We start from the raw sequence: 26576 nt of genomic DNA on the forward strand, positions 1-26576 counted from the left end.
TACCGTCGGCCTCCTTGGTTCGTTCACTGAACTCTAGGAGGCCGCATGACGACCCTGGCCGCACCCCGCGCGGCGCGCCGCGCACCCGGCCCGGCGGCCGCGCTGGCGCTGCCGGCCGCCGCCACCCTGCTGGCCCTCATGAACTACTGCGCGCCGGCGGCGACGCTCGCCGACACCGCGCGCGGGCTGCACGCCGGGGCGACCGCGCAGATCTGGCTGATGAGCTCGATCAGCCTCGGCCTCTCGGCGGCGCTGCTCGCGGCCGGCAGCCTCGCCGACGACCACGGGCGCAAGCGGGCGTTCGTGGCCGGCGCGGCGGCCCTCGCCGCCGCCAGCGTGGCGTGCGCGCTCGCCCCGAACGCCGCGGTGTTCGTCGCGGGCCGGATCGCGCAGGGCGCCGCCAGCGCGGCGCTGCTGGTGACCGGGCTCGGCATCGTCGGCGCCTCGTTCGAGCCGGGCCCGCACCGGGCGCGGGCCACCGGGACGTGGGGCGCGATGGTCGGCCTCGGCATCGCGCTCGGCCCGATCGGCGCGGCCGGGCTGACCGCGCTCGGCGGCTGGCGCCTCTGGTACTGGGCGGCGGTCGCCGCCTCCGCGCTGCTCGCGGTCGCGGCGGCCCGGTGGCTGGCGGAGTCGCGGGCCGAGCACCCGCGCGGCCTGGACCTGCCGGGCCTCGCCACGATGAGCCTCGGCGTGGCGGCGCTGGTGGCGGCGATCACCTGGGGCCGCACCGGCTGGACGGCGCCGGGCGTCCTCGCGCTGCTCGCGGTCGCGGCCGTCCTGCTGGCCGCGTTCGTGCTGGTGCAGGCGCGGCGCCGGGAGCCGATGGTCGACCTGGCGCTGTTCCGGCGCCCGGCGTTCCTGCTGTCGGTGACGGGCGCGCTCGTCACCGGGCTCGCCGTGATCGGCATCATGACCTACCTGGCGACGATGATGAGCCTGGTCATGGGGCTGTCGCCGGTCGAGGCCGCGCTGGTGCTGGCGATCTGGTCCGCGCTGTCGTTCGCCGTCGCCCTGCAGGCGCACCGGCTGCCGGCGCGGCTGCCCGTCCGGCGGCTGCTGGCCGCCGGGTTCGCGCTGTCGGCCGCCGGCCAGTTCGCGATGGCCGCCCTGGCCCCGGACGCGCACTGGTGGCGCCTCGCCCCCGGCCTGGTCGTCGCCGGCGTCGCGAGCGGCCTCACCAACGCGATGCTCGCCCGGCTGGCCGTGGAGAGCGTCCCCGCCGACCGCGCGAGCATGGGCGCCGGCGCGAACAACACCGCCCGCTACATCGGGGCGTCGGTCGGCGTGGCGGTCGTCGGGGCGGTCGCGACCGGTTCCGGGCACGACCCGTCCGCGCTGGCGCACGGCACGAACACCGCGATGGTCATCTCGGCGATCGCCGCCCTCGCCTACGCCGCCCTGGCCCTCCTCATCCGCCCCCGCCCCGCCACCCCGCTTCGTTGACCTGCGGCGTGTTGTTGTTATGGGGCGGCTCATAACAACAACACGCCGCAGATCAACGTGGCTAGGCGAGTTCTTCGATGAAGGCGGCCAGTTGGGTCAGGTTGCGGCACTCGTACATCGGGAGCAGCTCGCCGTACTTCGACGCGGCCGAGTCGCCGGTGTCCCACTGGGCGCGGGGTTCGGGGTTGAGCCAGTACGCGTGCCGCGCCCGGTCCACCATCGACCGCAGGACCGGCAGGGACAGCTCCCCGTAGTTGGAGCGCGCGTCCCCGAGGATCAGCAGGGACGTCCTGGACGTGACGGCGTCGCGGTACTTCTCGTCGAACACCTTGATGGCGTGGCCGTAGTTGGAGCGGCCGGTGATCCAGACGAGGTCGGCCTCGGCGGCGAGCCGCGCCATCGCGTCCACGACGTCGGTGCCGGGCGCGAAGTACTTGGTGATCTCGTCGGTGGTGTCGATGAACGCGAACGCGCGGACCTTGCTGAACTGCTCCCGCAGCGCGAACGTCAGCAGCAGCGTGAAGTGCGCGAACGCCGACACCGAGTCGCTGGCGTCGCACAGGACGACCAGCTCCGGCCGGTGCGGGCGGCGCGGCCGGTGGTGGGTGGTGAGCGGCACTCCCCCGCTGGCGAGGGACGCGCGGACCGTCCGGCGGAAGTCCAGCCGCCCCCGCCGGCCGTGCCGCTGCTTCTGCACCAGCCGGGAGGCGAGCTTGCGGGCCAGCGGGTACACCTCGCGGCGCAGCGCCTCCATCTCGGCGCGGCTCGCGCCGGCGAAGTCGAGCCGCTCCAGCGGCGGCCGGACGGCGATGCGCGCGGTCCGCTCGACGCCGGTGTCCTCGGCGATGCGGCGGCGGACCTCGCCCGCGACGAGGTCCTGGAACCGGGTGATGCGGTCGCGGAACGTCCGGCGGGCGACGCGCTCGGCCATCCCGCCGCGCTCCTGCCCGCCGAGGACGGCGTTCAGCAGCCGCGCCATGAGCGTGTCGGGCGACAGCGCGTTGAGGACCCCGGAGGAGAACCACGACTCCCGACCCGGCGTCTGCCCGTACTCGGCGACGGCGAGGCGGGCGAACTGCCGCAGGCCCGCGTCGTCGCCGGACAGCAGCAGCTCCGCCAGCTCGTCCCGGCGGGCCTGCACCTGCGGATCCAGGGCCGGCGGGACGGGGCGCCCGTCGTCGTTCAGGCTCCGCGCGGGACGCTCCCGCGGCGCGCCCGCGCCGTCCCCGACCGCCGCCGGGAACCACAGGTCGAAGAGCATGTCGAACGTCGGGCGGTGCTGGGGCCGCTTGACGACCGTCGCGGCGTAGGCGGCGCGCAGCGACGCGCGGTCGAGCAGGTCGACCGCCTGCATCGCGCGGACCGCGTCCAGGCCCTCCGCGACCGACACCGGCAGCCCGGCCCGGCGCAGCTCCGCGACGAACCCGGTGTGCCGGTCGACGAGGGAGGCCATGTCAGCTCCGCAGCCCCAGTTCCCTCAGGGCGCGCTCCTGGTCGGAGACGTGCTTGAGGACGACGCCGAGGGTCCGCGCGACGGCGGCCTCGTCCAGCTCGTCCAGCCCGAGGGCGAGCAGCGTGCGCGCCCAGTCGACGGTCTCGGCGATCGACGGCGCCTTCTTGACCTCCAGGTCGCGGAGCGTCCCCACCGTCCGGACGAGCTGCTCGGCCAGCTCGGCCTCGATCCCCGGCACCTGCGCGAGGACGATGTCGCGCTCCCGCTCGGGCGCCGGGTAGTCCAGGTGCAGGTAGAGGCAGCGGCGCTTGAGCGCCTCCGACAGCTCCCGCGCCGCGTTGGAGGTGATGAGCACGAACGGCCGCCGCACCGCGCTGACGGTGCCGAGCTCGGGGATCGTGACCTGGAAGTCCGACAGGACCTCCAGCAGCATGCCCTCCACCTCGACGTCGGCCTTGTCGGCCTCGTCGATCAGCAGGACGGTCGGGTCGGCCCGCCGGATCGCCGCCAGCAGCGGCCGCTCCAGCAGGAACTCCTCGGAGAAGATGTCGTCGTGGGTCTCCTGCCACGCCCGGTCCGCCGGGGCCGCCTGGATGGCGAGGAGCTGCTTCTTGTAGTTGAACTCGTACAGCGCGCGGGCCTCGTCCAGCCCCTCGTAGCACTGGAGCCGGATCAGCTCGGCGCCGGTCGACGCCGCGACCGCCTTCGCCAGCTCCGTCTTGCCGACCCCGGCCGGGCCCTCGACGAGCAGCGGCTTCCCGAGCGCCTGCGCGAGGTACACGGTCGTGGCGATCGCCTCGTCCGCGAGGTAGCGGACGCCGGCGAGCCGGGCCGCGACGTCGGCGGGCGAGGCGAACATTCCGTCGGTCATCCGTTGCCCTTCTTCGCGTTGCCCTTCTTCACCGCGACCTTGGTGTACTTCTGGTTGGTCCCGGCGAAGACGAGCGTGTTCGCGTCCTCCAGGCTGACGCCCCAGTAGGACGCGGTCTGCGGGTCGCCGCCCTTCCACGAGAAGCGGAACTCGCCCCCGCCCTCGGGGATGGCCGTGCCGGTCCACAGCTTCTGCCCGTTCCGCACCCACACGCCGCTGCCGTCGGCGGTGAACTGGAAGTAGTCCTTCGCCGTGCCGGCCCACCGCCCCACGAGCGGCTTGACGTCGGACGGCCTCACCACCGGGATCGGCGCCAGCGCCGTGCCCGGCGCGGACGGGGACGCGGACGGGTCCGCCGCGTCCGCCTTCCCGCCCCCGCCGCACCCGCTCAGCGCGAGGACGGCGGCGGCGCACACGCCGAGGACCAGCGAACGGGCCACGGGGACCTCCGGGGGGATCGGGGACGAGAGCGGCAGTGTATTGCCCTTGCTACCTGCGAGGTACCGGCCGGTTCGCCCCGCGGGGTGACGCGGCGCCGCGCGCCCGCCGCCTATAACGGAGCCATGACGACCCCACGACTGCCGCGCGAGGACCTCACGGCGGCGATGGCGGCCCGGCGCGAACTCGGACCCGACTACGACGACGCCTTCATCGAGACGGTCGTGGACCGCATCGAGGAGGCCCTCGACGCGCGCGCCGCCGCCGGGCCGCGGCCGGGTCGCCGTCCGGCGCCCCGGCCGCGGGCCGGCGCGGAGTACGTCACCGCGGCACGCGATCACAGCCTGGCCATGGCGGTGCTGTCGCTGCTCGCCGCGATCCCGCTGAGCGCGATCGCCGTCGTCAACGCCGGCCTGCCCGGCCTGCTGATCACCATCGCGGGCATCGTCCTCGTGAACCTCACCTACACCTTCCGGCCGCGCTAGCGCCCTACTTGCCGGGCTCCGGGTCGCGGGGCAGGCCGAGGATGCGCTCGCCGATGATGTTCAGCTGGACCTCGGTCGTGCCGCCGTAGATGGTCATCGCGCGGCTGAACAGCATGGCGCGGGCCACGATGCCGCTCTCGGCCATGACGACCTCGGTGGCGGCGGCCGTGCCCTGCGCGGCCCAGCAGTAGTCGGCGACGTCCTGGTTGAACTGGACGCCGAGGAGCTTGCGGACGCTGGCCTCCGCGCCCGGCTCCACGCCGTTCAGCTGCTTGAGGGTGGTCCGCAGGCCGAGCAGGTCGATCGACTGGCCCTGCGCGACGAGCGCGCCGACCTCGGCGGTGACGACGTGGTCCAGCTCCCGGTTCTCGAAGAACCGCAGCAGCTCGGGGACGCCCATGCCGAGGCCGCCGCCCGTCGACAGCGACACGCGCTCGTTGGACAGCGTGTTGCGGGCGACCTGCCAGCCGCGGTTCACCTCGCCGACGACCTGGTCGTCCGGGACGAACACGCCGTCCAGGAACACCTCGTTGAACAGCGCCTCGCCGGTCAACTCGCGCAGCGGGCGGACGTCCACGCCCTCGGCCTTCATGTCGACCAGGAAGTAGGTGATGCCGTCGTGCTTGGCCGCGTCCGGGTCGGTGCGGGCGATGCAGAAGCCCCACTGGGCGTGCTGTGCCAGGGACGTCCAGATCTTCTGGCCGGTGAGCTTCCAGCCGCCCTCGACCCGCTCGGCCTTCATCGACAGCGACGCGAGGTCGGAGCCGGCGCCCGGCTCGGAGAACAGCTGGCACCACACGATCTGGCCGCGCAGCGTCGGGCGCAGGAACCGCTCCTTCTGCTCCTGCGAGGCATAGCGGACGAGCGACGGCACCAGCCACGCGCCGATCCCGAGGTTCGGCGCCTTGACCTTGGCGGCCTTCAGCTCCTGCTGGATGAGGATCTGCTCGACCGGCCCCGCCTCCCGGCCCCACGGCTTCGGGAAGTGCGGGACGGACCAGCCCTCGTCGCCCATCCGGGTGTTGAGCGCCTCCTTGTCCTCGATCGCGGCCAGCTCGGCGATCTCGGCGCGGATGCGCTCGCGCAGCGGCTGGGCATCCTCGTCGAGTTCGAGGACGACCTCGCGGCGGCCTCCGCCGAGCGCGAGCCCCGCGACCTCGGCGGCCCAGTCCTTGGACGGGCCGAGCAGCGACCGGAGGGTGAGGGCGCGGCGCAGGTAGACGTGCGCGTCGTGCTCCCACGTGAAGCCGATGCCGCCGAGGATCTGGATGGCGTCGCGGGCCGTCCGCACGCCGGCGTCGACCGCGATCACGGCCGAGACGGCGGCGGCGAATCCGGCGTCGCCGGCGCCCTCGTCCAGCGCGCGGGAGGCGTCCCACGCGGCGGCGCGGGCCTGCTCCAGCGCGATGAGCGCGCGGGCCGCCTTGTGCTTGACGCCCTGGAACTGGCCGATCGGGCGGCCGAACTGCTCGCGGACCTTGGCGTACTCGGCGGCGGTGTCCACCAGCCACCCGGCGAGGCCCGCGGCCTCGGCGCCGAACAGCGCGGCGGCGAGGTCCCTGACGCGACCGGCGGTGAGGCCGTCCGCCACCCGGTCGGCGGCGACGGCCGCCTCGGACGCCTCCACGGCGGCGACGCGGCGGACCCGGTCCAGGCTCGCGACCGGGGTGACGGTGAGGTCGGCGGCGTCGACCGCGACCCACTGCTCCCCGTCCTCGGCCGCGACCGGCAGGACGATCACGTCGGCGAGCGCGGCGCCGAGCACCGTGCCGGACGTGCCGGACACCAGCAGCGCGTCGCCGTCGCGGCGGCCGGTCAGCGCGCCGTCCAGCGCGACGGCGGCCGTCATCGACCCGTCGGCGAGCGCGGGCAGCAGCTCCGCGCGCAGCTTGGCGTTGCTGGACGCGTCGATGACCGCGCTCGCGAGGACGGTCGGCAGGAACGGGCCGGGCGCGGCGGCGCGGCCCAGCTCCTCCAGCACGACCGACAGCTCCAGCAGCCCGTAGCCCTGCCCGCCGTGCTCCTCGGCGAGGTGCAGGCCCAGCAGGCCCTGCTCCGCCAGGGCGGGCCAGAACCCGGGCCTGGTCTCCTCGTCGGCGTCCAGCACGGCCCGGACGGCCGTCGCCGGGATGTTGCGCTCGGCGAAGCCGCGCACCGATTCGGCGAGCGCCTCGTGCTCCTCGGTCAGCCCGATGGCCATGCGTCACCCTTTCTCAGACCTTTTGACCGAGATTCTAGAACAGGATTCGGGTCTGTGGGGAGGGAGGCCCGGGGTCAGCCCTCGCGTGTCGCGGCGGCGTCCTCGCCGACGCCCTCACCGTCCGCGCCGACCTCCCGCAGCGGCTCGCGCAGCCCCGTGCCGGACGGCTTGCGCCCGACGGCGAGGCTCGCCACCGTGGTGGCCGCGAGCGTCCCGGCGATGACCGCGAGGGACAGCCAGATCGGGATCTCCGGCGCCCACGCGACACCGTACTCGTGCAGCGCGTGGAAGATCAGCTTGACCCCGATGAAGCCGAGGATGAACGCCAGCCCGTGCGCGAGGTAGACCAGCCGGTCGGTGAGGCCGCCGATCAGGAAGTACAGCTGGACCAGGCCCATCAGCGCGAACGCGTTGGCGGTGAAGACCAGGTACGGCTCGGTCGTCAGCCCGAAGATCGCCGGGATGGAGTCCAGCGCGAACAGCACGTCGGTGGAGCCGATCGCGATCATCACGATGGCCATCGGGGTCATCAGCCGGCGGCCGCCCCGCCGGGTGACGAACCGGCTGCCCTCGTACTCGTCGGACGTGGGGATGACGCGCTTGGCCCACCGCAGCAGGCGGTTCTCCTTGAACTCGTCCTCGTCGCCGCCGCGCACCAGGCCGATCGCGGTCCACAGGAGGAACGCGCCGAAGATGAAGAAGACCCAGGTGAAGGTCGAGATCGCGGCGGCGCCGACCGCGATGAACAGGCCGCGCAGCAGCAGCGCGATCACGATGCCCGCCATCAGCACCGTGTGCTGCGCCTGCTTCGGCACCGCGAACCGGGCGAGGATCACCATGAACACGAACAGGTTGTCGACGCTCAGGCTCTTCTCGGTGACGAACCCGCCGAAGTACTCGCCGGCGTACCGGCCTCCGGCGAACAGCCACACCCCGAGCCCGAACAGGACGGCGAGGCCGATGTAGACCGCGGACCAGAACGCGGCCCTGCGGGTCGTGAACTCCCGCGTGTCGTTCCTGTGGATCAGGAACAGGTCGGCGGCGATGACGGCGAGGATGCCTGCGATGGTCAGGCCCCACACCATGGGGGTAACGGTCAACGTGAACACCTCCAGCGGACACGAACGAGCGCTGGAGGTCTCTCCCGCCCTGACGACGACGCGGGCCACGGAACCCGGGCCGGTGCGGACCGACCGTACTGACGAGAACCGTGCGCGGGGATACTCCCCTCCAATTGCCTACTTCAACGCAGGCCGCGGGGAGGGCGTTCCCTGGTTCGCCGGAATTTCCCGACCGGGTTCCGAACCATGTCCCCGGTCGGCGCATCAAAGGCTCACCGCCGGGTGCCGGTCAGCTCCCGGTAGACGCCGGCGAGCTGGTCGACGGCGTCGTCCTCGCCCGGCAGCAGCGCCGACCGCTCGGCGGCGGCCGAGCCGAGCCGCGCCGCGAGCGACGGGTCGTCCAGGACGCGGCTCACCGCCCGCTCCAGCGCCTCCGCGTCGCCCGGCGGCACCAGCAGCGCCGCGTCGCTCTCCGGCCCGTGCAGCAGCGCGCCCCCGGCGGGCCGGGTCGCCCCCACCATGCCCGGGACGCCGCCGACACGGGTCGCCACCAGCGGCTTCCCGGCCCGCAGGATCTCCTGGACGATCAGCGGCTGCCCCTCCCACACGCTCGGCAGCACCGCCACGTCGCAGGCGGCCAGCAGCCCGGGGACGTCCGAGCGGTGGCCGAGCAGCCGAACGGGCAGGTCCTCGGCCTCGATCCGGGCGCGCAGCTCGTCCTCCAGGGGGCCGCCGCCGGCGATCGCGACGAGCGGCGGCGGGGTGCGCGCCGCCCAGACCGCGGCGGCGTCCAGCAGCGTGGGCAGGCCCTTCTGCTCGGCGAGCCGCCCGACCGTGAGGACCAGCGGGCGGTCCCCCACGCCGAGCTCGGCCCGCAGGTCGGCGCGCGCGGCCGGGCCCGGCTGCGCCTTCGGCGCCGGGGCGGGCACGATCGCGTGCCCCACCGACCGGGCGCCGAGCGAGCGCATCCGCTCCTCCAGGTCGGGCGAGACGCCGAGGACGCGGGCGGCGCCGCGCGCCACGACGCGTTCCAGCGCCCCGTACACCGCGGCCGTCCGGCCGCCGGCGATCACGGCGTTGTGCAGGGTGACGACCAGCGGCGCGCCGCCCCGCGAGAACCGCAGCGGCCCCGGCGCGACCCGGGCGCCCGCCGCCACCGCGAGCGCGCCCGCCCGCAGCCCGTGCGCGTGCACGACGTCCGCGCCGCGCAGCAGCGACCGCAGCCGCGCCACGGCCCGCGCGTCGCGCAGCGGGCGCGGCCGGTCGGCGACGTCGACGGCGGCGAACCCGACGCCGTCGCCGCCGAACCCGAACCGCTCCTGCGTCTGCGGCGGCCCGCACACGAGCACGCGGGCACCGCGCCCGGCGAGCCCCGCCGCGACGGACCGGACGTGCCGCCCGACGCCGCCCGCGCTGGTGCCGAGGACGAGCGCGACGCGCAGCCCCTCCAGGTCCCGGTTGTCAGCCATTGCGTGTCACCTTCCGGGTGAGGACGGCGCGCAGGTCGCGCCCGTCGATCACGAAAGCGATGATCAGGAACACCGCGCCGGCGACCAGCGCGGCCAGCGCCCCGGTCCCGACGTTGCGCAGCTCCCCGGCCGGCCCCGTGCCGCCGGGGCCGAGCAGCGCGGCGACCGCGTGCCCTGCGCCGCCGCCCGCCGCGCCGCCGGCCAGCCCGGCCGCGAGCGCGCGCGGCAGGCCCCGCGCGGCCGCGGCGCCGCGCGCGCGCACGAGCGTGCCGAGCAGCAGCACGCCGGCGACGGTCATCCCGGCGGCGTTGCCGATGCCAAGAGCCGCGACGACCCACTGCCGTTCGACCGACAGCACCAGCGCGACGTCGGCGCCCATCACGACGACCCAGCCCGTGACGACCGCGATGGCCCCCATCCGCCCCCGGTGGCAGGCGAACAGGACGCGCCCGAGGTGCGCGACGAGCCCGTAGCCGAGCAGGCCCGGCGCGAACGCGAGCACCGCCCGCGACAGCACCTCCTGCTGGTCGGGATGGCCGGGGTTGAACACCGCCGCGATCGGGACGGCGACGGCGGCGAGCGCGGCGGCGCCCGCGCACGACACCAGGATCACCGCGCGGGTCGTGGACGCGGTGACCTGGTCGAACCGGTCCTGCTCCCCGGCGCTGATCCGGGCCGACAGCAGCGGGAACGCGCTGGTCGCGATCGGCACCGCCAGGATCGCCCACGGCAGCAGGTAGATCGCCCACGCGTACTGGTAGTTGGCGAGCGCGCCGCCCGTCCCCTCGTAGCTGAGCCGGACGACCAGCAGCGCCGACAGCTGCTGCGCCGCGACCGTCGCGAGGCCGGCGAGCGCGAGCCGCCGCACCCGGCGCGCCACCCCGTCCGGGAAGCGCAGCGTGGGGCGCAGGCCGAGCCGCAGCCGCCACGCCGCGATCCCGGCGGTCGCCGCCATCGCGACGCCGCCGAGCGTCGTCCCGACCGACAGCGTCAGCTCCGCGTCCAGCGGCAGGCCGGCCAGGTCGTTCTCGAAGCCGCGGCCGAGCGGCGCGTAGGCGATGTAGGCGCCGATCACCACCAGGCTCGACATGAGCGGCGCCAGCGCGGGCGCCACGAACCGGCGGTGCGACTGCAGCAGCCCGTACAGGACGACCGCCATGCCGTACATCACCATCTGCGCCGACATGATCGCGAGCATGGTGGAGCCGACGTCGACGATGTCGCCGCGCGAGCAGCCCTTCAGATCGCCGCCGACCAGCACCTCCATGATCGGGCGGGCGCCGAGCGCCATCAGCGCCGACAGCGGCACCATCAGCACCACGATCCAGGTCAGCAGCGCCGACCCGATCCGGCGGACCTGCTCGCGGTCGCCGCGCTCGGCGGGCCCGGCGAGCACCGGGACGACCATGCTGGCGAGCGCGCCGCCCGCGACGATCTCGTAGACGATGCTGGGGAACTGCGTCGAGGTGAAGTACGCCTGGCTCAGGCAGGACGTCGTGACCGTCTGGGAGAAGGCGTAGGTGCGCCCGAACCCGGCGAGCCGCGACAGGACGGTGATGACCGCGATGACGACGGCGGCGCCCGCCAGGCCGCCGGTCAGCCGGCGCACGGCCGGCGACCGCCGGGCCGTCGGGGACGTTTCGGGAGGGGTCACGCGCGTGGATGCTCCGCGGGGGCCGTCCGGTGCGCCTAGGCCGGGCCCGCGGCGACGCCGTCGCCGGCCGGGCCCCGGTCCGCCGCGCCGGCCTGCGGCGGGACGGGCGGCCGGAAGGCGTCCGCCGTGCCGGGCTTGCCCGCCGCGGCGGGGGCGGGGGCGGCGGCCGGGCGGCGGCCGAGCATGTCGATGCGGTTCAGCACCGGGTTGCCGGCGATGACCTTGGTGAAGCTGACGACCTCGCTGGCGGCGTTCAGGCCGGCGAGCCCGGCCAGCACGGCGAGCCGCGGCCCCCGCCCGAGCCGGGTGGCGGCGAGGCCGAGCAGCGCGCCGAGCGCGTTGGCGCCGGTGTCGCCGAGCATCGCGCGCTCGCCGAGGTCCTCGGGCAGCAGCGCGGCGGCGGCGCCGAGCGGCGCCGCGACGACGGCCGAGCCCGACCGGGTCAGCGCCAGCGGGGCGCCGGTGATCAGCCCCACCTTGACCGCCCGCCCGGGGCGCAGGTCGAACAGGTTCATCAGGTTCGCGGCCCCGGCGATGACCGCGCCGTTGACCAGGGCGTCGAACGCGCGCCCGGTCCGGGTCGGGGCGGGCGACCCGGCGATCGCGGCGGCGGCCAGCCCGGTCGCGCCGATGCCGAGGATCTTCACCGCGCCGCTGGTGACCTCGCCGCGGGCGAGCGCGGTGAGGTGGCCCTTGAAGCCGCGGGACGCGCCGGACCCGGCGAGGTCGTCGTACCCGCCGAGGACGCCGGACCCGGCGCCCGCGAGCAGTGCGGCGGCGCGCATCCGGCCGGTGGCGCCGGGCGCGAGCAGCCCGGCCGCGGCGGCGCCCGCGACGAACGCGGGCCCCTCCAGCAGCGTCACCGGCTCGCCGCGGTGGTTGGTGCGCCCCCAGACGTCCTCGCCCGGCAGGCCGTTCAGGCCGGGGGGCCGGCGGGTCAGCGCGGCGTAGGCGGCCCGCGCCGCCACCGCGCCGAGGCCGGCGCCCGCCGCGAGCCGCGCGCCCCTCGCGATGCCTCGTCCCATCAGGTCACCCGTTCTTCCCCGCCGTGGGCGCGGGCGAGGGCAGGTAGCCGCTCACGCCGGCGCCCGTCCCGTACTGCCCGGACTTGCCGCCGATCTCCTTCTGCAGCGCCAGGATCGCCACGACCTGCCCGGACGGGGTGTCCACCACGTCCACGGTGGAGACCGAGTCACCGGCGTCGGAGTCGCGCAGCGCCGCGATCAGCCCGCCCTCCTGCGCGGAGTTCGGCGGGCCACCGACGACGGTACCGCGCCCGGCGGCGTCGAGGGCGGCGGCGAGCGAGATCAGCGCCTTGTTGTCGGCGTCGCCGCCGTCGTAGGCGTACGCGGCGGCGGGCGCGACCATGACGGCGAGCGTCGCGTGCTGGCCCGGCTTGCCGCTGGTGGTGACGTACCCGGCCTCCTTGAAGCCGTTGAGGACGGCGCCGCCGACGGCGTCCTCCCGGCCGGACTTGCCCGGGTCCTTGGTGACGAGGGCGTTCGCCAGCACGGCGCCCGCCTTGTCGTAGGGGCTCGCGTCGGCGGGGAAGGAGACGTCGTCGGCCTTCAGCTGCGTGGACAGCTCGTCGACGGTCGTCTGCTGGTCGTCGTTGAAGAGCTTCTTCTGGATCGTGACGCGGCCGGTGACGGCGGCGCCCGCGTCCTTCGCCAGCTCGCTGACCTGCTCGATGCTGTCGTTGCCGGCGCCGGGTGTCTCGATCAGCACGACCGACTGGCCCTTCAGCCGGTTCGCGACGATCTGCGGCGCCAGCACCTTGCTGAACTGCTCCTGGCCGTCCACGCGGTGCTGCAGGTCGCGCTGCGCCAGCCGGGCCTGCTGGGCGGTCTTGGCCGCCGAGTTGGCCTGCTGGCGCAGCGTGTCGCTGACCGAGTCGGACAGGGTGGTGGAGCCGAGCACGATGCCGAGCGCCAGCGCGAGGAAGATCGCGACGATGGAGACGAGGTGGTAACGGAAATCGATCACGTGAAGAGTCCGGTCAGCCAGAAGACGAAGGCGTGCCAGCGGTCGGCGATCAGGGGACTGATGACGTCCCCCGCCGGTGACATGGCGACGGCGGTGACGATGGCGATGAACGCGCCGAGGACGAGGAACAGCAGCGACCAGGTGGAGATGCGGCTGCGGTAGAGCCTGCTGACGCCCTTGGCGTCGACGAGCTTACTGCCCACCCGGAGCCGGGTGAGGAACGTGCTGGCCATGCCGGCGCGCCCCTTGTCGAGGAACTCCACCATGTTGGCGTGCGTGCCGACCGCGACGATCAGGGTGGCGCCCTTGTCGTCGGCGAGCAGCATCGCGATGTCCTCGCTGGTGGCGGTGGCCGGGAAGACGACGGCCTCCTGCCCGAGCTCGTGGACGCGCTTCAGGCCGGGCGCGCGGCCGTCCCGGTAGGCGTGCACGACGATCTCCGCGCCGCAGGTGAGCGCGTCGTCGGACACCGAGTCCATGTCGCCGACGATCATGTCGGGGCGGTAGCCGGCCTCCAGCAGCGCGTCGGCGCCGCCGTCCACCCCGATCAGCACCGGGCGGTACTCGCGGATGTAGGGCCGCAGGGTCGCGATGTCCTCGCGGTAGTGGTAGCCGCGGACGACGATCAGCGCGTGCCGGCCGGCGATCCCGGTGGTGACGTCGGGGACGCCGACGCCGTCGATGAGCAGGTCGCGCTCGCGCTTGACGTACTCCATCGTGTTGGCGACGAACGCCTCCAGCTGGGAGGCGAGCCCCGCCTTGGCCTCGGTCAGCGCCGTCTCGACGGTCCCGGCGGTCTGCTCGGTGCCCTTGGCGACGACGTCCTCGCCGCGGTGCACGGCGGGGCCCTCGACGCGGACCTGTTCGCCCTCGCGGAGCCGGGTGAAGATCTCCGGGCCGACGTCGTCCACCAGCGGGATGCCCGCCTCGATGAGGATCTGCGGGCCGAGGTTCGGGTACCGCCCGGAGATGCTCGGCGCCACGTTCACCACGGCGCCGACCTCGCACGACACCAGCGCCTCGGCGCTGACGCGGTCGAGGTCGACATGGTCGATCACCGCGATGTCGCCGGGCTGCAGCCGCTTGGTCAGGTCCTTGGTGCGGCGGTCGAGCCGGGCGGTGGCGGTGACCCCGGACCGGCCGTCGTCGCGGCCGCGACCGAGCGCGCGGACGCGCCGCGGCAGCTTCAGGGCCGGCCGGGCGCCGCGCTCGGCGGCCGGCCCCGCGGCCGGCCCGCCGACCGGCTCCGCGGGGGGCTCGGCGGCCGGTTCCGCGGACGGCCCGGTGGCCGGCCCCGCGGTCGACTCGGCGCCGGAATCGGTGGTGGGTGACGGGTCGCTCATCACCGACCATCCTGCCAGAGCGCCGAAGTGAACGCCGGAAAGCACGACTGTCCAGGCGTGTCCATTCGCGTACTGTCTGTAGCTTTTCCGGGGGGCGTGGGGGGTCGCCCGCCACCATTGGCGCGCAATTACCGGCCCGGTTACCGTTCTTCGGCGGCCATGGCGAGGAGTTCCTCCGCGTGGGCGCGGCCGAGCTCGGAGTCCTCCAGGCCGGCCAGCATCCGCGACAGCTCGCGGACGCGCCCGTCCCGGTCGAGGGCGGTGACGCCGCTGCTGGTCACGGTGCCGTCGTCGGACTTCTCCACCAGCAGGTGCTGGTCGGCGAACGCCGCGACCTGCGGCAGGTGCGTGACGACGATCACCTGGGCGTTGCGGGCCAGCCGCGCCAGCCGCCGCCCGATCTCGACCGCGGCCTTGCCGCCGACGCCCGCGTCGACCTCGTCGAACACGAAGGTCGGGACGGGGTCGGCGCCCGCGAACACGACCTCGATCGCCAGCATCACCCGGGACAGCTCGCCGCCGGACGCGCCCTTGTGCAGCGGCAGCGGCGGCGACCCGGGGTGCGGCGCGAGCCGGACCTCCACCTCGTCGACGCCGTGGGGCCCGTAGTCCGCGGTGGGGTTCACGGTGACCGAGACGCGGGCGTGCGGCATCGCCAGGGCCGTCAGCTCCTCGGTGACGGCGCCGGAGAACCGCTCGGCCGCGCGGGTGCGGACCGCGGTCAGCTCGGCGGCCTCGGCGGCGAGCCGCTCGGTCAGCTCGGCGTGCTCGGCGCGCAGCTCCTCGATGCGGTCGTCGTCGCCCTCCAGCTCGGTGAGGCGGGCCGCGGCCGTCCGCGCCCACTCCAGGACCTGCGCGGCGGTGCCCTCCGCCCCGCCGTACTTGCGGATCAGCGCGGTCACCTCGGCCCGGCGCTCCTGGACGGCGGCGAGCCGCGCCGGGTCGGCGTCCACCGACTCGGCGTAGGAGGCGAGGTCGGTGCCGACGTCGGAGACGAGGTAGCCGGCCTCGGTGAGCCGGTCGGCGAGCGCCGCCAGCTCCGGGTCGTGGTCGCGGACGGCGTCCAGCGCGTTGCGGGCCTGGCCGAGCAGGCTCGTCACGTTGGCCGCCTCGAACGCGGCGGACGGGTCGCCGAGCAGCGCCTCGTGCGCAGTGTCGGCGGCGCCGTGCAGCGCGTCGGCGTGCCCGAGCCGCTCCTCCTCGGCGGCGAGCTCGGCGTCCTCGCCGTCCTTGGGGTCGACCTTCTCGATCTCCTCCAGGCCGAAGCGGAGCATGTCGGCCTCCTGGGACCGCTCGCGCGCCCGCGTCGTCAGCTCCTCCAGCAGCGCCGTGACCTGCCGGTGCCGCTGGTACGCCTTGGTGTAGGCGCGCATCGGCTTGGTCAGCGCGCCGCCCGCGTACCGGTCGAGCGCGGCGCGCTGCCGCGCGGCCTGCAGCAGCCGCTGCTGGTCGGACTGGCCGTGCACGGCGACCAGGTCGTCGGCCAGGGTGATCAGCACGCTCACCGGGACGGACCGGCCGCCGAGGAACGCCCGCGAGCGGCCCTCCGCCGACACCGACCGGCTGATGATCAGCGCGCCGTCGTCCAGCTCGCCGCCGGCCTCCTCGACCCGCTCGACCGCGCGGCCGCCCGGATCGACGGCGATCCGGCCCTCGACCGTGGCGCGGCCCGCGCCCGGCCGGACCCGCTGCGGGTCGGCGCGGCCGCCGAACAGCAGCCCGAGGCTGGTCACCACCATCGTCTTGCCCGCCCCGGTCTCCCCGGTCACCACGTTGAAACCGGGCGACAGATCGAGCACGGCCTCGTCGATCACCCCGAGGCCCTGGATCCGCACCTCATCGACCATCGGTCGCACCGGCGTCACAACCCTCCGCAAAAGATCCCCGATCGGCGCCTGTGGAGATTATCCTCTCTGCCCGCCCGCCGCTCCCCCCGCCGATTCGCCGGGACCGCCGTCCGGGGCGAATCCCGGGCCCGGGTACCCGGCGATGCCGCCGGCCGAGGGAGCGTCCCCGACCTGCGAATCCCCCAGCGGCGGCGACGGCCGGGACGGCTGCCGGACCCGTCCGCGCCAGCCCGTGACGGGCAGCCCGAACTTGGTGACCAGCCGGTCGGTGAACGGGGTGAGGTGCAGCCGCGCGAGCCGCACCGGCTCCGCGCCGCGGCGGACCTCCACCCGCGCGCCCGGCGGCAGGTCGAGAGTGCGGCGCCCGTCGCACCACAGCACGGCGCGGGGCGTGCCCGGCAGCACCTCCACCGCCACCGACGAGCGCGGCGACACCACCAGCGGGCGGGCGAACAGCGAGTGCGCGCTGATCGGCACGACCAGCATCGCCTCCACCTCCGGCCACACCACGGGCCCGCCGGCGGAGAACGCGTAGGCGGTGGAGCCGGTCGGCGTGGCGCACACCACCCCGTCGCAGCCCCAGTTCGACAGCGGCCGGCCGTCGATCTCGGCGACGACCTCCAGCATCCGCTCCCGCTCGGCCTTCTCGATGCTCGCCTCGTTCAGCGCCCACGTCGTCCCGAGCACGGTGCCGTTGCGGCGGGCGGTGACGTCCACGGTCATCCGCTCCTCGACCTCGTAGCGGCGGTCGCACACCCGGTCGACGGTGGCGGCGAGGTCCTCCCGCTCGGCCTCGGCGAGGAACCCGACGTGGCCGAGGTTCACGCCGAGCAGCGGGGTGCCGGACGTGCGGGTCAGGTCGGCGGCGCGCAGCAGCGTCCCGTCGCCGCCGAGGACCATCACGACCTCGGCGTCGTCGGCCGCCGCCGCGGTGCTCGGCATGACCTGCACGCCCTCGCAGCCGATCATCGCGGCCTCGTCGTCCAGGACCCGGACCCGGATCCCGGCCTCGCTGAGCCGCTCGATGACCAGCTGCGCGCTGCGGACGGCCTCCGGCCGCCCGGTGTGCGTCACGACCAGCACCGACCTTGCGCTCATGCTCTCGCCCCACTCCCCGCCGCGCTCCGGCGTACGGACGTCTGGACGAACGCCCCTCGTGCGGGCGTTCCCGGTTCGGACGCTCTCTGTACGTTCCGGAGACCCTCGCCGATCACCGCGGGCCTTCCTCGATCGCCTTCGCCAGGGCCTCGTCCTCGAGGGGCGGGGCCCCCGCACGCAGCCACAGGAAGTACTCCACGTTGCCGGACGGCCCCGGCAGCGGGCTCGCCGCCACCCCGAGGACGCCGAGCCCGAGCGTCGCCGCATGGTCGGCGACGCCCCGCACGGCCTCCGCGCGCAGCCCCGGGTCGCGCACCACGCCTCCGGCGCCGACGCGGTCCTTGCCGACCTCGAACTGCGGCTTGACCATGACCGCGTAGTCGGCGCCGGGCGCGACGCAGCCGCGCACCGGCCCGAGCACGAGTCTCAGTGAGATGAACGACAGATCGCCGACGACGAGATCGGGGGGCGGGTCGCCGAGCGTCCCCGGCCGGAGCTCGCGGATGTTGACCCGCTCCATGACGGTGACCCGCTCGTCCGTCCGCAGCGACCAGGCGATCTGCCCGTAGCCGACGTCGACCGCGTAGACGTGCGCGGCGCCGGCGCGCAGCAGGACGTCGGTGAACCCGCCGGTGGAGGCGCCGGCGTCCAGGCAGGTGCGCCCGGCGACCTCCAGGCCCGCGAACGCCGCCAGCGCGCCCGCGAGCTTGTGCCCGCCGCGGGAGACGTAGTCGGGCCCGCCGGCGGCCTCCTCGACGAGGATCGCGGCCCCGGTCTCGACCTGCGTCGCGGCCTTCGCCGCCCGCTGCCCGCCGACCCGCACCCGCCCGTCGGCGATGAGCTGCCCGGCGTGCTCGCGCGACCGCGCGAGCCTGCGCCGCACGAGTTCGGCGTCCAGCCTCCGCCTGGCGCTCACGGGCGGGGGCGGAGCGCGTCGGGGAAGGCGGGGCGCGGCGGCTGCGGCGGCGGGGCCGGCTCGTCCTGCCCGGCGGACGCGAGCAGCTCCTGCAGGCGCCGGTGGACGTCCTCGAAGATCTCCACGTGCTCCTGCACGGGCCGCCCGCCGAGCCCGGCGAGGGGCGCCACGGCGGCGTCGACGCGCGGGTCGCCGGTCGGCTCGGGCGGCGGCGCGGCCGGGAGCGACGGCTCGGGCCCGGGCTCCGGCGGCCCGGCGGCGTGCGCCTCCCCCGCGGCCGGGACCGCCGCGGCCGGGGTCTCCGGCGCGGCCTCCGCGCCCTCGTCGGACATCACGTCTACCTCCCAATCGGCCCCGGGGCGCCCGTGCCGAGTCGCCTCCACCTCACCCCGAACGCTACCGTCCCTACCCGACATCGTTGCCGGATGAATGGGGAACTGCCTGATCATGGCGAACGAGGAGGACTGCCGTGCGGCGCTGGAGCGGGTCGCGGCCCGGCTGGCGGAGGTGGACGCCGACCGGCTCGCCGAGCACGTCGTCGAGCGGACGATCAGCTGCCGCATCCCGGACCTCGGGCTGGCCTTCCGGTCCCGGCTCCACGAGGGCGGTCTCGACCCGTTCGAGCCCGACGGCGACCCCGGCTCCGCGCAGGTGCGGCTGACCGTGGACAGCGACGACCTCGTCGCGATGGCGCACGACGAACTGCACCCGGCCAAGGCGTGGGCGGCCGGGCGCGTCAAGATCGAGGCGAGCATCTTCGACCTGCTGCGCCTGCGGAAGCTGCTCTAGAGCGGCAGGCTCTCCAGGGCCCCGGCGAGGGCCTCGCGCGGCGGCGGCTCCTCGGTCTCCCAGGCGGCGGACGCGAGCGCGCGGAGGCCGTCGTAGGCGTCCCCGGAGCCGGTGAGCGCGAACCTGTCGCCCTCGCGGCGGGCCGTCCAGCCCCGGCAGGTGTGCCCGCCGTCCGCGCGGACGACCTCCGGGTGCGGGACGAGCAGCCCGGTCAGATCGGGCGCCAGGTAGCTGGGACGGCGGTTCGGCGGCGCGGTCAGGGCCTGCATGTGATCGGTGACGCCCGTGAAGACCAGGAGGCTGTCGGCGCCGCCGTTGCGGGCGCCCTCGATGTCGGTGTCGAGGCGGTCGCCGACGACGAGGGGGCGCTGCGCGCCGGTGCGCAGGATCGACTCCTGGTGCAGCGGGCGTTCCGGCTTCCCGGTGACGATCGGCTCGACGCCCGTCGCCGAGCTGATCACCCGGAGCAGCGACCCGTTGCCCGGATGCGGGGGCCCGTCGCCGCCGGGGATGGTCAGGTCGCCGTTGGAGCCGACGAACAGCGCGCCCATGCCGACGGCCTGCGCGCCCTCCGAGAGCGCCCCGTAGCTGAGTTCGGGGTGGTAGCCCTGCGCGACGGCGGGGGGCCGCCCGGCCGCGGTCGACACCGGGCGCAGGCCCTGCTGGTACAGGGCGTGGCGCAGCCCCATGCCGCCGACCACGAGCACCTCCGAACCCGCGGGCAGCCGCTCGGCGAGCAGCCGCGCGGCGGCCTGCGCGGAGGTCACCACGTCCACCGGGTCGGCGGGGACGCCGACCTCGGTGAGCAGCGCGGCGACGGCCGAGGGGGTCCGGGAGGCGTTGTTGGTCACGAACGCGAGCCGCTGCCCGGCGGCGCGGGCCTTGGCGAGCGAGTCCGCCGCCGCGGGGACGGGCCTGCGGCCGACGTAGACGACCCCGTCGAGATCGAGCAGGGCGACGTCGTACGCCTCGCTCAGGGGACGGTCGCTGCCTTTCATCGCGCTCCTCATGCGTGCGATCGTACGGGGGTTGTTACCGGCGGGTAAGGGCCGGGTCAGCGGCGGGCCGCGAGGGTGGCCCTGGCCTGCCGCAACGCTCTGGCGTAGTCCTGGTTGTCGGGACGCATGGCGGCGGCGAGCGCCAGCTGCTCGACGGCGCCCTCGAAGTCGCCCAGCCGGCTGAGCGACAGCCCGAGGCCGAAGCGGGCGTAGTCCTCGGCGGGCTCCTCCTCGACGATCCGGCGGAAGCTCGCCGCCGCCGCGCCGAACCGCCGGGCGCCGAACTGGGCGCGGGCGAGCGCCTCGCGGATGCTGTGCGACCCCGGCTCAGCCTCGGCCGCCCTGGTCAGCAGCTGGAGCGCGGCGGCGGCGCTGCCCGACCGCAGCAGCTCCAGGCCGCGCGTGTACCACTCGTAGACCCCGCCCTCCGGCGAGGCGGCGCGCCCGCCCGGGGCGTCGCCCAGGTCACCGGCCGGATCACCGCCCGGGTCGCCTGCCGGGTCGCCTGCCGGGTCGCCCGCCGGGTCGCCGGCTGGGGAATCCTCCGGCCGTCCAGGCCCTTGACCACTCATATGGACCTCCCCTCGGATCATGACGACCGTACCCGCCGGGGCGCCGGACGCCTCCCGGTGAATACCATGCCCACCGTGGACGACGACCTCCCCTCCGGCCTCGCGCCGGAGGAGTTCAGCGCCCGGATCTTCGGGACGGCGGGGCCGCGCACGGGCGCCGGCCTGGCGCTGGCCCCGTTCCGCGGCGTCCGGTTCGTCCCCGAGGTGGCCGGTGATCCGGCGGCGGTGACCATGCCGCCCTACGACCTGATCGACGAGGCGGCGGCCCTGCGGCTGCTGGCGGGCGGCGGGCACAACATCGTCCGGCTCAACCTGCCGCGCGCCGCCGGCGAGAGCTACGGCGCGGCGGGCGAGCGGCTGCGCCGCTGGCTGGACGAGGGCGCGCTCGCCGTCGACCCCGAACCGGCCCTGTACGTCTACGAGGCGTCCCGCGGCGGGACGGTCCTGCAGCGCGGCCTCATCGGCGCGCTGGGCCTGCGCGCGGAGGCCGACGGGGTCGTGCTGCCGCACGAGAACGTCTTCCCCGGCCCGGTCCGCGACCGGCTCGCGCTGATGACGGCCGCGAACGCCAACCTGGAACCGATCTTCCTCGTGTACGAGGGCGGCGGCGACGCGGCCGCGATCGTCGACGAGGCCGCCGCGTCCGCGCCGCTCGTGGAGTTCGACGCCGACGACGGGCTGACGCACCGGCTCTGGCGCGTCACCGACCCCGCCGCGCACGCGCGGGTCGCCGCCGACCTGCGCGACAAGCGGGCCCTCATCGCCGACGGCCACCACCGCTACGCCACCTACCGCGCCCTCCAGGCGCGCCGCCACGCGGCCGGAGACGGCCCCGGGCCGTGGGACGAGGGGCTGGCGCTCCTGGTCGACTCCACGCGCTACCCGCCGCACCTGGGCGCCATCCACCGCGTCCTGCCGGGCCTGCGCCCGGACGACGCGGCCGAAAGGGCGCGCAAGGCCTTCCGCGTCACCGAGTTCACGGACGAGGCGTCCGCCATCGAAGCCCTCGCCAACGCGAGTGGGCCCGCGTTCCTCCTCGGTGGGGGCGATGCCCTTCACCTCCTCACCGACCCCGACGAGGACGCGATCGCGCGCTGCAGGCCCTCCGGGCACTCCACGCGCTGGTGCAGGCTCGACACCGCCGTCCTGGACTACCTCCTCATCGGCGGCCTGTGGAACGTCCCGGAGAACGAGGACGCCATCGAGGTGGTGCACGACGACCCGTCCGCCGCGATCGCGCGCGCCCGGCGCGCGGGCGGCACGGCGGTCGTCCTGAACCCGCTGAAGGTCGCGGACGTGCTCGCCATCGCGGGCGAGGGCGAGCGGGTGCCGCGCAAGTCGACCTCGTTCGGGCCGAAGCCGCGCACCGGTCTCGTCCTGCGGCTTCTCGACCCGGACGACCCCGAGGGTCCATGATCGGGGGATGGACACCGCGACCACGATCACACCGCTCGGCGGGGACGTCTACGAGATCGACACCCGGATGGCCGGCTACAGCGGCATCACCGCCGGATACCTGATCCTGTCCGACCGGCCATGCCTGGTGGAGCCCGGCACGTCCGGCTCGGCGCCCGTGGTGCAGGCGGCGCTGCGGGAGCTCGGCGTCGGGGCGGACGACCTGGCGACCGTGGTCGTGACCCACATCCACCTCGACCACGCGGGCGGTGTCGGCGACATCGCGCAGATGTACCCGGGGGCCGAGGTCGTCGTCCACGAGAAGGGCGCGCGGCACCTGGCCGACCCGTCGCGGCTCATGCGCAGCGCCCGCATGGTGTACGGGGACAGCCTCGACACCCTGTTCGGGGAGCTGAAGCCGACGGAGGCGTCCCGGATCCGCGCCGTCGAGGACACCGGCGTCATCGACCTCGGCGGCGGCCGGCGGCTGGAGTCGCACTACTCCCCCGGCCACGCCAAGCACCACGTCGGGCTGATGGACTCCCACACCGGCGACCTGTACGTGGGCGACGCCGCCGGCATCTACATCCCGGAGACGGCGGACGTGAAGCCCGCGACGCCGCCGCCCGACTTCGACCTGGAGACGGCGCTCGAGTCCCTCGGGAAGTTCCGGTCGCTGGGCCCGCAGCGGCTGCTGTTCGCGCACTACGGGCCCGTCAGCGAGGTGGACGACACGCTCGAACGCTCCGCGGAGGAGCTGCGCGTCTGGGTGGACGCCGTCCAGGACGCCAAGGACCAGGGCCTCGACCTCGACCACGCCGTCGCCATGGTCGTGGACCACACCAGGGACCGCTACGCCATCATGGCCGACGACGTCGATCCCGCCCTCGTCGCCAAGTACGAGGTGCTGAACAGCGCTGAGAGCAATGTCACGGGCATCCTGCACGCGTTGAGCCGGCATGCGTGAGCGTCCGCCGCGCCGACTCCGTGCACGGTGTCATCAGCGGAAGGGGCCGGTGACCTCGAACGTGCAGCCGTCCGTCCCGGCGATGAACCCGCTCTTGCCGCGCTGGGACGAGAAGTACAGCCGCGAGCCGTCCGGGCTGAACGCGCACCCGGTGATCTCCGACTCGTCGTGGCCGAGGACGCGCAGGAACGGCGCCACGGTCCCGTCGGCGGTGATGAGGTTGATCTCCATGTTGTCGCCGTCCTCGGCGACGTACAGGTCGCCGGTCGCCGTGGCGGTCACCGCGTCGACGCCGTGCAGGGGCGCGTCGCCGCCGGTGACGAGGTCGTCGTCATAGGCGATGTCCAGCCGTTCGTTCGCCGCGTCGTAGGCCCAGACACGGTTGTCGCCCTTGGTGGTGAAGTAGCAGACGCCGTGCGTGTAGTAGCAGCCTTCACCGCCGTCGAAGCGCATGGCGTCCGCGACCTGCTCGCGGGTCGGCGTCAGCCAGAACTGCGGGCTCGGCACCTTCGCCCACCGGACGGGGCCCGTCCCGGAGCCGACCAGGACTTCGAGCGTCCCCGACGACAGGTCGCCCCACGTCTTCGGGCGGAACCGGTAGAAGCAGCCGTCGCCCTGGTCCTCGGTCAGGTAGACGACCTTGCGTTCGGGGTCGGACGCGGCGGCCTCGTGCTTGAACCTGCCCATCGCGGGACGCGCCACCGCCGCGTTCCGACCGCGCGGATCCGTCTCGTAGACGAGGCCGAAGTCGTGCTCCTCGCATGACAGCCACGTGTTCCACGGCGTCGCCCCGCCGGAGCAGTTCAGCGTCGTGCCGTTCAGGATCCGGTACGCGGACGTCACCTTCCCGGACGCGTCGAACCTCATCGCGGACACACCGCCGACGACGGGGACCTCCGAATTGCTGACGTAGATCCAGCCGTCCCCGTCGGGGAAGCAGGCACCGCCGTCGGGCGCCGGATGCCAGGTGTGCCGGGTCCCTTCGACGCGCTGCAGCGACCGCGCCACGATGCGGCTGGTGAACCCGTCCGGCAGCTGCAGCCCGTTGCCGTCGGCGGCCCCGAGCGGGCCGTACGGGCTCGGGCCGGGCTGTGCGGGCCCCGCGGCGAACGCCTGCTGCCACAGGGCCCCGGAGAACACGGCCGTGCCGCCGGCGACGGCGGTGGCGCGCAGGAACATACGTCGGTCCAGGGACATGACTCTCCTCAGAGTCGATCACCGCCGGACTGATCCGGCGGCCCCCGAACGGCGCGGTCCCGTGAATATCCGGGAAACCTACCCGCCAGTCAAGTACCGGTGGTCACTCCCCTGCCGGGGGCCGCTCCTCTTCGCCGTCCGCCGGCTTCGGCTCCAGGAACACGGCCGGGGCCTCCGGAGCGTCCTCGTCGGGCGCCTTCGGCACCTCGGGCTCGGCGGGCTTGAACGCGATGTCCGTCGCCGCCGCAGGCTCCGCCGGGGCCTCGGGCTCCGCCGGAAGCTCAGGCTCTGCGAGGGCTTCTTCCTCGGCAACGCCACCGCTGTCGTCGTCGTCGGCGGCGGGGCTCAGGCCCTCGGCATCGGCGTCGGCGGCGGCGGCGATCAGGCCCTCGGCGTCGACCGCCTCCTCAACGACTCCGGCCCCTCCGTGCTCCTCTTCCTCTTCCTCGGTGTCGAGGATGTGGAGCCCTTCGATCTCGGCGTACCGCTCGGCGGCGTCGGTCTCACCGTCACGGTCGGCCGCCGCCGCGCGCGCGAACCAGTCGGCTGCCTCGTCCTCGCGTCCCGCCTCGGCGAGCGCGTCCGCGTAGGCGTAGAACAGCCGCATCGACCAGGGCCGGAGCCGCCGGTCGCGCAGCTCGGGGATCTGCAGGGTGACGACGGCCGCGTCGTACTGCCCCATGTCGCGGCGGACGCCCGACTCGACGATGCGCAGCTCGACGCGTCCGACCTGGTCGAGCTTCTCCGCCTCCGGCGACTTGATCAGGTCGAGGGCGCGTTCGGGACGGCCGAGGCCGCGCTCGCAGTCGGCCATCACCGGCAGGTAGGAGTCGTCGCCGGCACCGAGCCGCCGCGCGGCGCGCAGCTCGGCGAGCGCCTCCGCCCATTCGCCCGCGTGGTAGGCCGCGATCCCGGCCGCCTCCCGCACGATCCCGACCCGCGACGCGAGCCGCCGCGCTGCCTTCGCGTGCTTGTAGGACTGCTCCGGCTCGTCCTCGGCCAGCCGTCCCGCCATCACCAGGTGCCGCGCCACCTTCGCCGCCAGGTCCTTCGGCAGCGTGCGCAGTTCGGCGCGCGCGTCGGCGTCCAGCTCCTCGCCGGTGACGTCGTCCGGCAGCAGCGGATCATCGTGCCTGGGGCGTTCCTGCTCCTCGTTCCGCGCCCGCCTGTCCTGCCGGTCGCGCGGCGGCCCGTAGGAGCGTCCGCCGTCCTGGGGACGCTTCGGACCGCGTCCTCCGAAGGGCCTGTCCCGGTCCCCGGGGCGCCCTTCACGCCTGCCCTCGAACCGGCGCCCGCCCTGGCGGTCGTCACGGTCCTTGAACCGGCGTTCCTGCGGCCGTCCCTCGAACCGCCGCTCGCCGGGACGGCCCTCGTCGCGCCTCGGCCTGTCGTCACGGTCCTTGAACCGGCGCTCGCCCTGGCCGCCACCGGGACGTCCCTCACGCCGCGGCCCGGCGGAGCCGCCGAAACGCCCTTCCCGGCGCTCGCCGCCCTGACCGCCGAACTGCCGCTCACCGGGCTTGCCCCGGCGCGGTCCATCGAACCGACGCTCGCCGGACCCGCCTCGCTGCCCTTCGAACCGTCGTTCGCCCGGCCTGCCGGAGCCGCCGCCCTGACCGCCGAAGCGCCGCTCGCCGGGCTTCCCCGACCCGCTTCGCGGCCCCTCATACCGACGCTCACCCGGCCGGCCCTGGCCGCTACCGCCCTGACCGCCGAACCGGCGCTCGCCGGACCCGCCCTGACCGGCCCGAGGCCCTCCGGGCCGCCGGTCCGCGGGCTTGCCCCCACCACCGCGCGGGCCGTCGAACCGGCCTTCACCGCGGTCGCGGCGCGGTCCGCCGGAGCGACCGTCGCGACGGTCGTCCGAGCGTCCCTCACCGGAGTCGGGGCGCCGATCGTCGGAACGCTTGAACGGACGGCCGGGCTTGCGGTCATCCCGCTTGCCGCGCGAGTCCCGGTCCTTCCAGCCACCGCCCGCGGGACGGCCGCGACCGCCCCGCTGGTCGCCGGCGCGGGGCGCACCGCCGCGAGGTCCGCCGCCCTGGCCACTGCGGGCGCCGCCCCCACGACGGGGCGGCGTGTTCCGCCGCCCGTTATCGCCCCGCCGCTCGCGGCTGTCGTCGCCGCGGCCGTCCTCTTCCGCGCTCATCACGTCCGTCACTGTTCTTGAAGGTGTTCGTGGATACGTGCAGCCTACTTTGGCAGGACCACGACATGCGTCGAGGGCCGCCCCGTTAAATCGGGGCGACCCTCGACCAATTCAAGTCCGGCGGCGTCCTACTCTCCCACACAGTCTCCCATGCAGTACCATCGGCGCTGAAGGGCTTAACTTCCGGGTTCGGGATGGGACCGGGTGTTTCCCCTTCGCCAAAACCACCGAACGCCTCAACG

General features: G+C 75.0%; 22 protein-coding genes, 1 rRNA gene and 1 pseudogene. 5 read left to right on the top strand and 19 right to left on the bottom strand.

Annotation, left to right across the window (positions count from 1 at the left end):
- Positions 1 to 45: 45 nt before the first annotated feature.
- Positions 46 to 1446: an MFS transporter gene (locus ABFX46_RS28580; protein WP_346046830.1), complete on the top strand. Its 1401-nt coding sequence runs from the start codon at positions 46 to 48 to the stop codon at positions 1444 to 1446.
- A 61-nt stretch (positions 1447 to 1507) separates the two neighbouring features.
- Here the strand turns inward: ABFX46_RS28580 and ABFX46_RS28585 are convergent, their stop codons facing one another.
- Genes ABFX46_RS28585 through ABFX46_RS28595 form a run of 3 tightly spaced genes read right to left on the bottom strand, consistent with a single transcriptional unit; the run spans position 1508 to position 4210 of the window.
- Entirely contained in the window at positions 1508 to 2899 is a 1392-nt protein-coding gene (locus tag ABFX46_RS28585; RefSeq protein WP_346046831.1) for a vWA domain-containing protein, read from the bottom strand.
- A gap of 1 nt (position 2900) precedes the next feature.
- Entirely contained in the window at positions 2901 to 3770 is an 870-nt protein-coding gene (locus ABFX46_RS28590; RefSeq protein ID WP_346046833.1) for an AAA family ATPase, read from the bottom strand.
- Positions 3767 to 4210, bottom strand: a complete 444-nt coding sequence (locus ABFX46_RS28595) for a hypothetical protein (RefSeq protein WP_346046835.1) — start codon at positions 4208 to 4210, stop codon at positions 3767 to 3769. The genes ABFX46_RS28590 and ABFX46_RS28595 overlap by 4 nt, the downstream gene beginning before the upstream one ends.
- A gap of 123 nt (positions 4211 to 4333) precedes the next feature.
- Here ABFX46_RS28595 and ABFX46_RS28600 point away from each other — a divergent pair, with 123 nt between their 5' ends.
- The gene (locus tag ABFX46_RS28600) at positions 4334 to 4693 is read left to right on the top strand and encodes a hypothetical protein (protein ID WP_346046837.1); all 360 of its coding nucleotides are present in this window, start codon (positions 4334 to 4336) and stop codon (positions 4691 to 4693) included.
- Between the two features lie 4 nt (positions 4694 to 4697).
- Here ABFX46_RS28600 and ABFX46_RS28605 read toward each other — a convergent pair whose 3' ends face one another.
- From ABFX46_RS28605 to ABFX46_RS28655, 11 genes and pseudogenes are all read right to left on the bottom strand, one after another.
- The gene (locus tag ABFX46_RS28605) at positions 4698 to 6893 is read right to left on the bottom strand and encodes an acyl-CoA dehydrogenase family protein (RefSeq protein ID WP_346046839.1); all 2196 of its coding nucleotides are present in this window, start codon (positions 6891 to 6893) and stop codon (positions 4698 to 4700) included.
- Between the two features lie 74 nt (positions 6894 to 6967).
- Positions 6968 to 7993 carry a TerC family protein gene (locus ABFX46_RS28610; protein ID WP_346046841.1) on the bottom strand — a complete coding sequence of 342 codons (1026 nt, stop codon included), beginning with the start codon at positions 7991 to 7993 and terminating at the stop codon, positions 6968 to 6970.
- Positions 7994 to 8226: 233 nt separating this feature from the next.
- Complete coding sequence (locus ABFX46_RS28615) at positions 8227 to 9423, bottom strand: glycosyltransferase family 4 protein (protein ID WP_346046843.1); 1197 nt, start codon at positions 9421 to 9423, stop codon at positions 8227 to 8229.
- Positions 9416 to 11077: a murein biosynthesis integral membrane protein MurJ gene (murJ, locus tag ABFX46_RS28620; RefSeq protein WP_346046845.1), complete on the bottom strand. Its 1662-nt coding sequence runs from the start codon at positions 11075 to 11077 to the stop codon at positions 9416 to 9418. The genes ABFX46_RS28615 and murJ overlap by 8 nt, the downstream gene beginning before the upstream one ends.
- 35 nt (positions 11078 to 11112) lie before the next feature.
- Positions 11113 to 12102 carry a hypothetical protein gene (locus tag ABFX46_RS28625; protein WP_346046847.1) on the bottom strand — a complete coding sequence of 330 codons (990 nt, stop codon included), beginning with the start codon at positions 12100 to 12102 and terminating at the stop codon, positions 11113 to 11115.
- Positions 12103 to 12106: 4 nt separating this feature from the next.
- Positions 12107 to 13063: a copper transporter gene (locus ABFX46_RS28630; protein WP_346046849.1), complete on the bottom strand. Its 957-nt coding sequence runs from the start codon at positions 13061 to 13063 to the stop codon at positions 12107 to 12109.
- Entirely contained in the window at positions 13060 to 14406 is a 1347-nt protein-coding gene (gene steA / locus ABFX46_RS28635) for a putative cytokinetic ring protein SteA (protein WP_346046851.1), read from the bottom strand. Before steA ends, ABFX46_RS28630 begins: the two co-directional genes overlap by 4 nt.
- Before the next feature lie 140 nt (positions 14407 to 14546).
- Complete coding sequence (recN, locus tag ABFX46_RS28640) at positions 14547 to 16253, bottom strand: DNA repair protein RecN (protein ID WP_346046853.1); 1707 nt, start codon at positions 16251 to 16253, stop codon at positions 14547 to 14549.
- Positions 16254 to 16460: 207 nt separating this feature from the next.
- Positions 16461 to 17351 (bottom strand): annotated as a pseudogene (locus tag ABFX46_RS28645) (NAD kinase); the annotation flags it as partial.
- Positions 17352 to 17463: 112 nt separating this feature from the next.
- The gene (locus ABFX46_RS28650; protein WP_346046855.1) at positions 17464 to 18267 is read right to left on the bottom strand and encodes a TlyA family RNA methyltransferase; all 804 of its coding nucleotides are present in this window, start codon (positions 18265 to 18267) and stop codon (positions 17464 to 17466) included.
- Positions 18264 to 18599, bottom strand: coding sequence for a hypothetical protein (locus tag ABFX46_RS28655; protein ID WP_346046857.1), 336 nt, complete (start codon positions 18597 to 18599; stop codon positions 18264 to 18266). The genes ABFX46_RS28650 and ABFX46_RS28655 overlap by 4 nt, the downstream gene beginning before the upstream one ends.
- A gap of 115 nt (positions 18600 to 18714) precedes the next feature.
- Here ABFX46_RS28655 and ABFX46_RS28660 point away from each other — a divergent pair, with 115 nt between their 5' ends.
- Positions 18715 to 19056: an SCP2 sterol-binding domain-containing protein gene (locus tag ABFX46_RS28660; RefSeq protein ID WP_346046859.1), complete on the top strand. Its 342-nt coding sequence runs from the start codon at positions 18715 to 18717 to the stop codon at positions 19054 to 19056.
- Here ABFX46_RS28660 and ABFX46_RS28665 read toward each other — a convergent pair.
- Together ABFX46_RS28665 and ABFX46_RS28670 are read right to left on the bottom strand one after the other, a co-directional pair.
- On the bottom strand, positions 19053 to 20054 hold the full coding sequence (locus ABFX46_RS28665; protein WP_346046878.1) for an HAD-IIA family hydrolase: 1002 nt from the start codon (positions 20052 to 20054) through the stop codon (positions 19053 to 19055). The two genes, ABFX46_RS28660 and ABFX46_RS28665, sit on opposite strands and share 4 nt — an antisense overlap.
- Positions 20055 to 20110: 56 nt before the next feature.
- Complete coding sequence (locus tag ABFX46_RS28670; RefSeq protein ID WP_346046861.1) at positions 20111 to 20626, bottom strand: tetratricopeptide repeat protein; 516 nt, start codon at positions 20624 to 20626, stop codon at positions 20111 to 20113.
- Positions 20627 to 20692: 66 nt separating this feature from the next.
- Here ABFX46_RS28670 and ABFX46_RS28675 point away from each other — a divergent pair, with 66 nt between their 5' ends.
- Together ABFX46_RS28675 and ABFX46_RS28680 are read left to right on the top strand one after the other, a co-directional pair.
- Entirely contained in the window at positions 20693 to 22042 is a 1350-nt protein-coding gene (locus tag ABFX46_RS28675; protein ID WP_346046863.1) for a DUF1015 family protein, read from the top strand.
- A gap of 7 nt (positions 22043 to 22049) precedes the next feature.
- Positions 22050 to 22988 (top strand): MBL fold metallo-hydrolase, encoded by a 939-nt coding sequence (locus ABFX46_RS28680; RefSeq protein ID WP_346046864.1) that lies wholly within the window; start codon positions 22050 to 22052, stop codon positions 22986 to 22988.
- 33 nt (positions 22989 to 23021) lie between these two features.
- On the opposite strand, the gene ABFX46_RS28685 is transcribed toward ABFX46_RS28680, so the two are convergent.
- The 3 genes from ABFX46_RS28685 to rrf form a co-directional block, all read right to left on the bottom strand.
- Positions 23022 to 24185 carry an alkaline phosphatase PhoX gene (locus ABFX46_RS28685; protein ID WP_346046866.1) on the bottom strand — a complete coding sequence of 388 codons (1164 nt, stop codon included), beginning with the start codon at positions 24183 to 24185 and terminating at the stop codon, positions 23022 to 23024.
- A gap of 103 nt (positions 24186 to 24288) precedes the next feature.
- Positions 24289 to 26337 (bottom strand): hypothetical protein, encoded by a 2049-nt coding sequence (locus tag ABFX46_RS28690; RefSeq protein WP_346046868.1) that lies wholly within the window; start codon positions 26335 to 26337, stop codon positions 24289 to 24291.
- Between the two features lie 112 nt (positions 26338 to 26449).
- Positions 26450 to 26566 (bottom strand): 5S ribosomal RNA (gene rrf, locus ABFX46_RS28695).
- Positions 26567 to 26576: the final 10 nt, after the last annotated feature.

The organism is Actinomadura chokoriensis, from assembly GCF_039529475.1.
Classification (GTDB): domain Bacteria; phylum Actinomycetota; class Actinomycetes; order Streptosporangiales; family Streptosporangiaceae; genus Spirillospora; species Spirillospora bangladeshensis.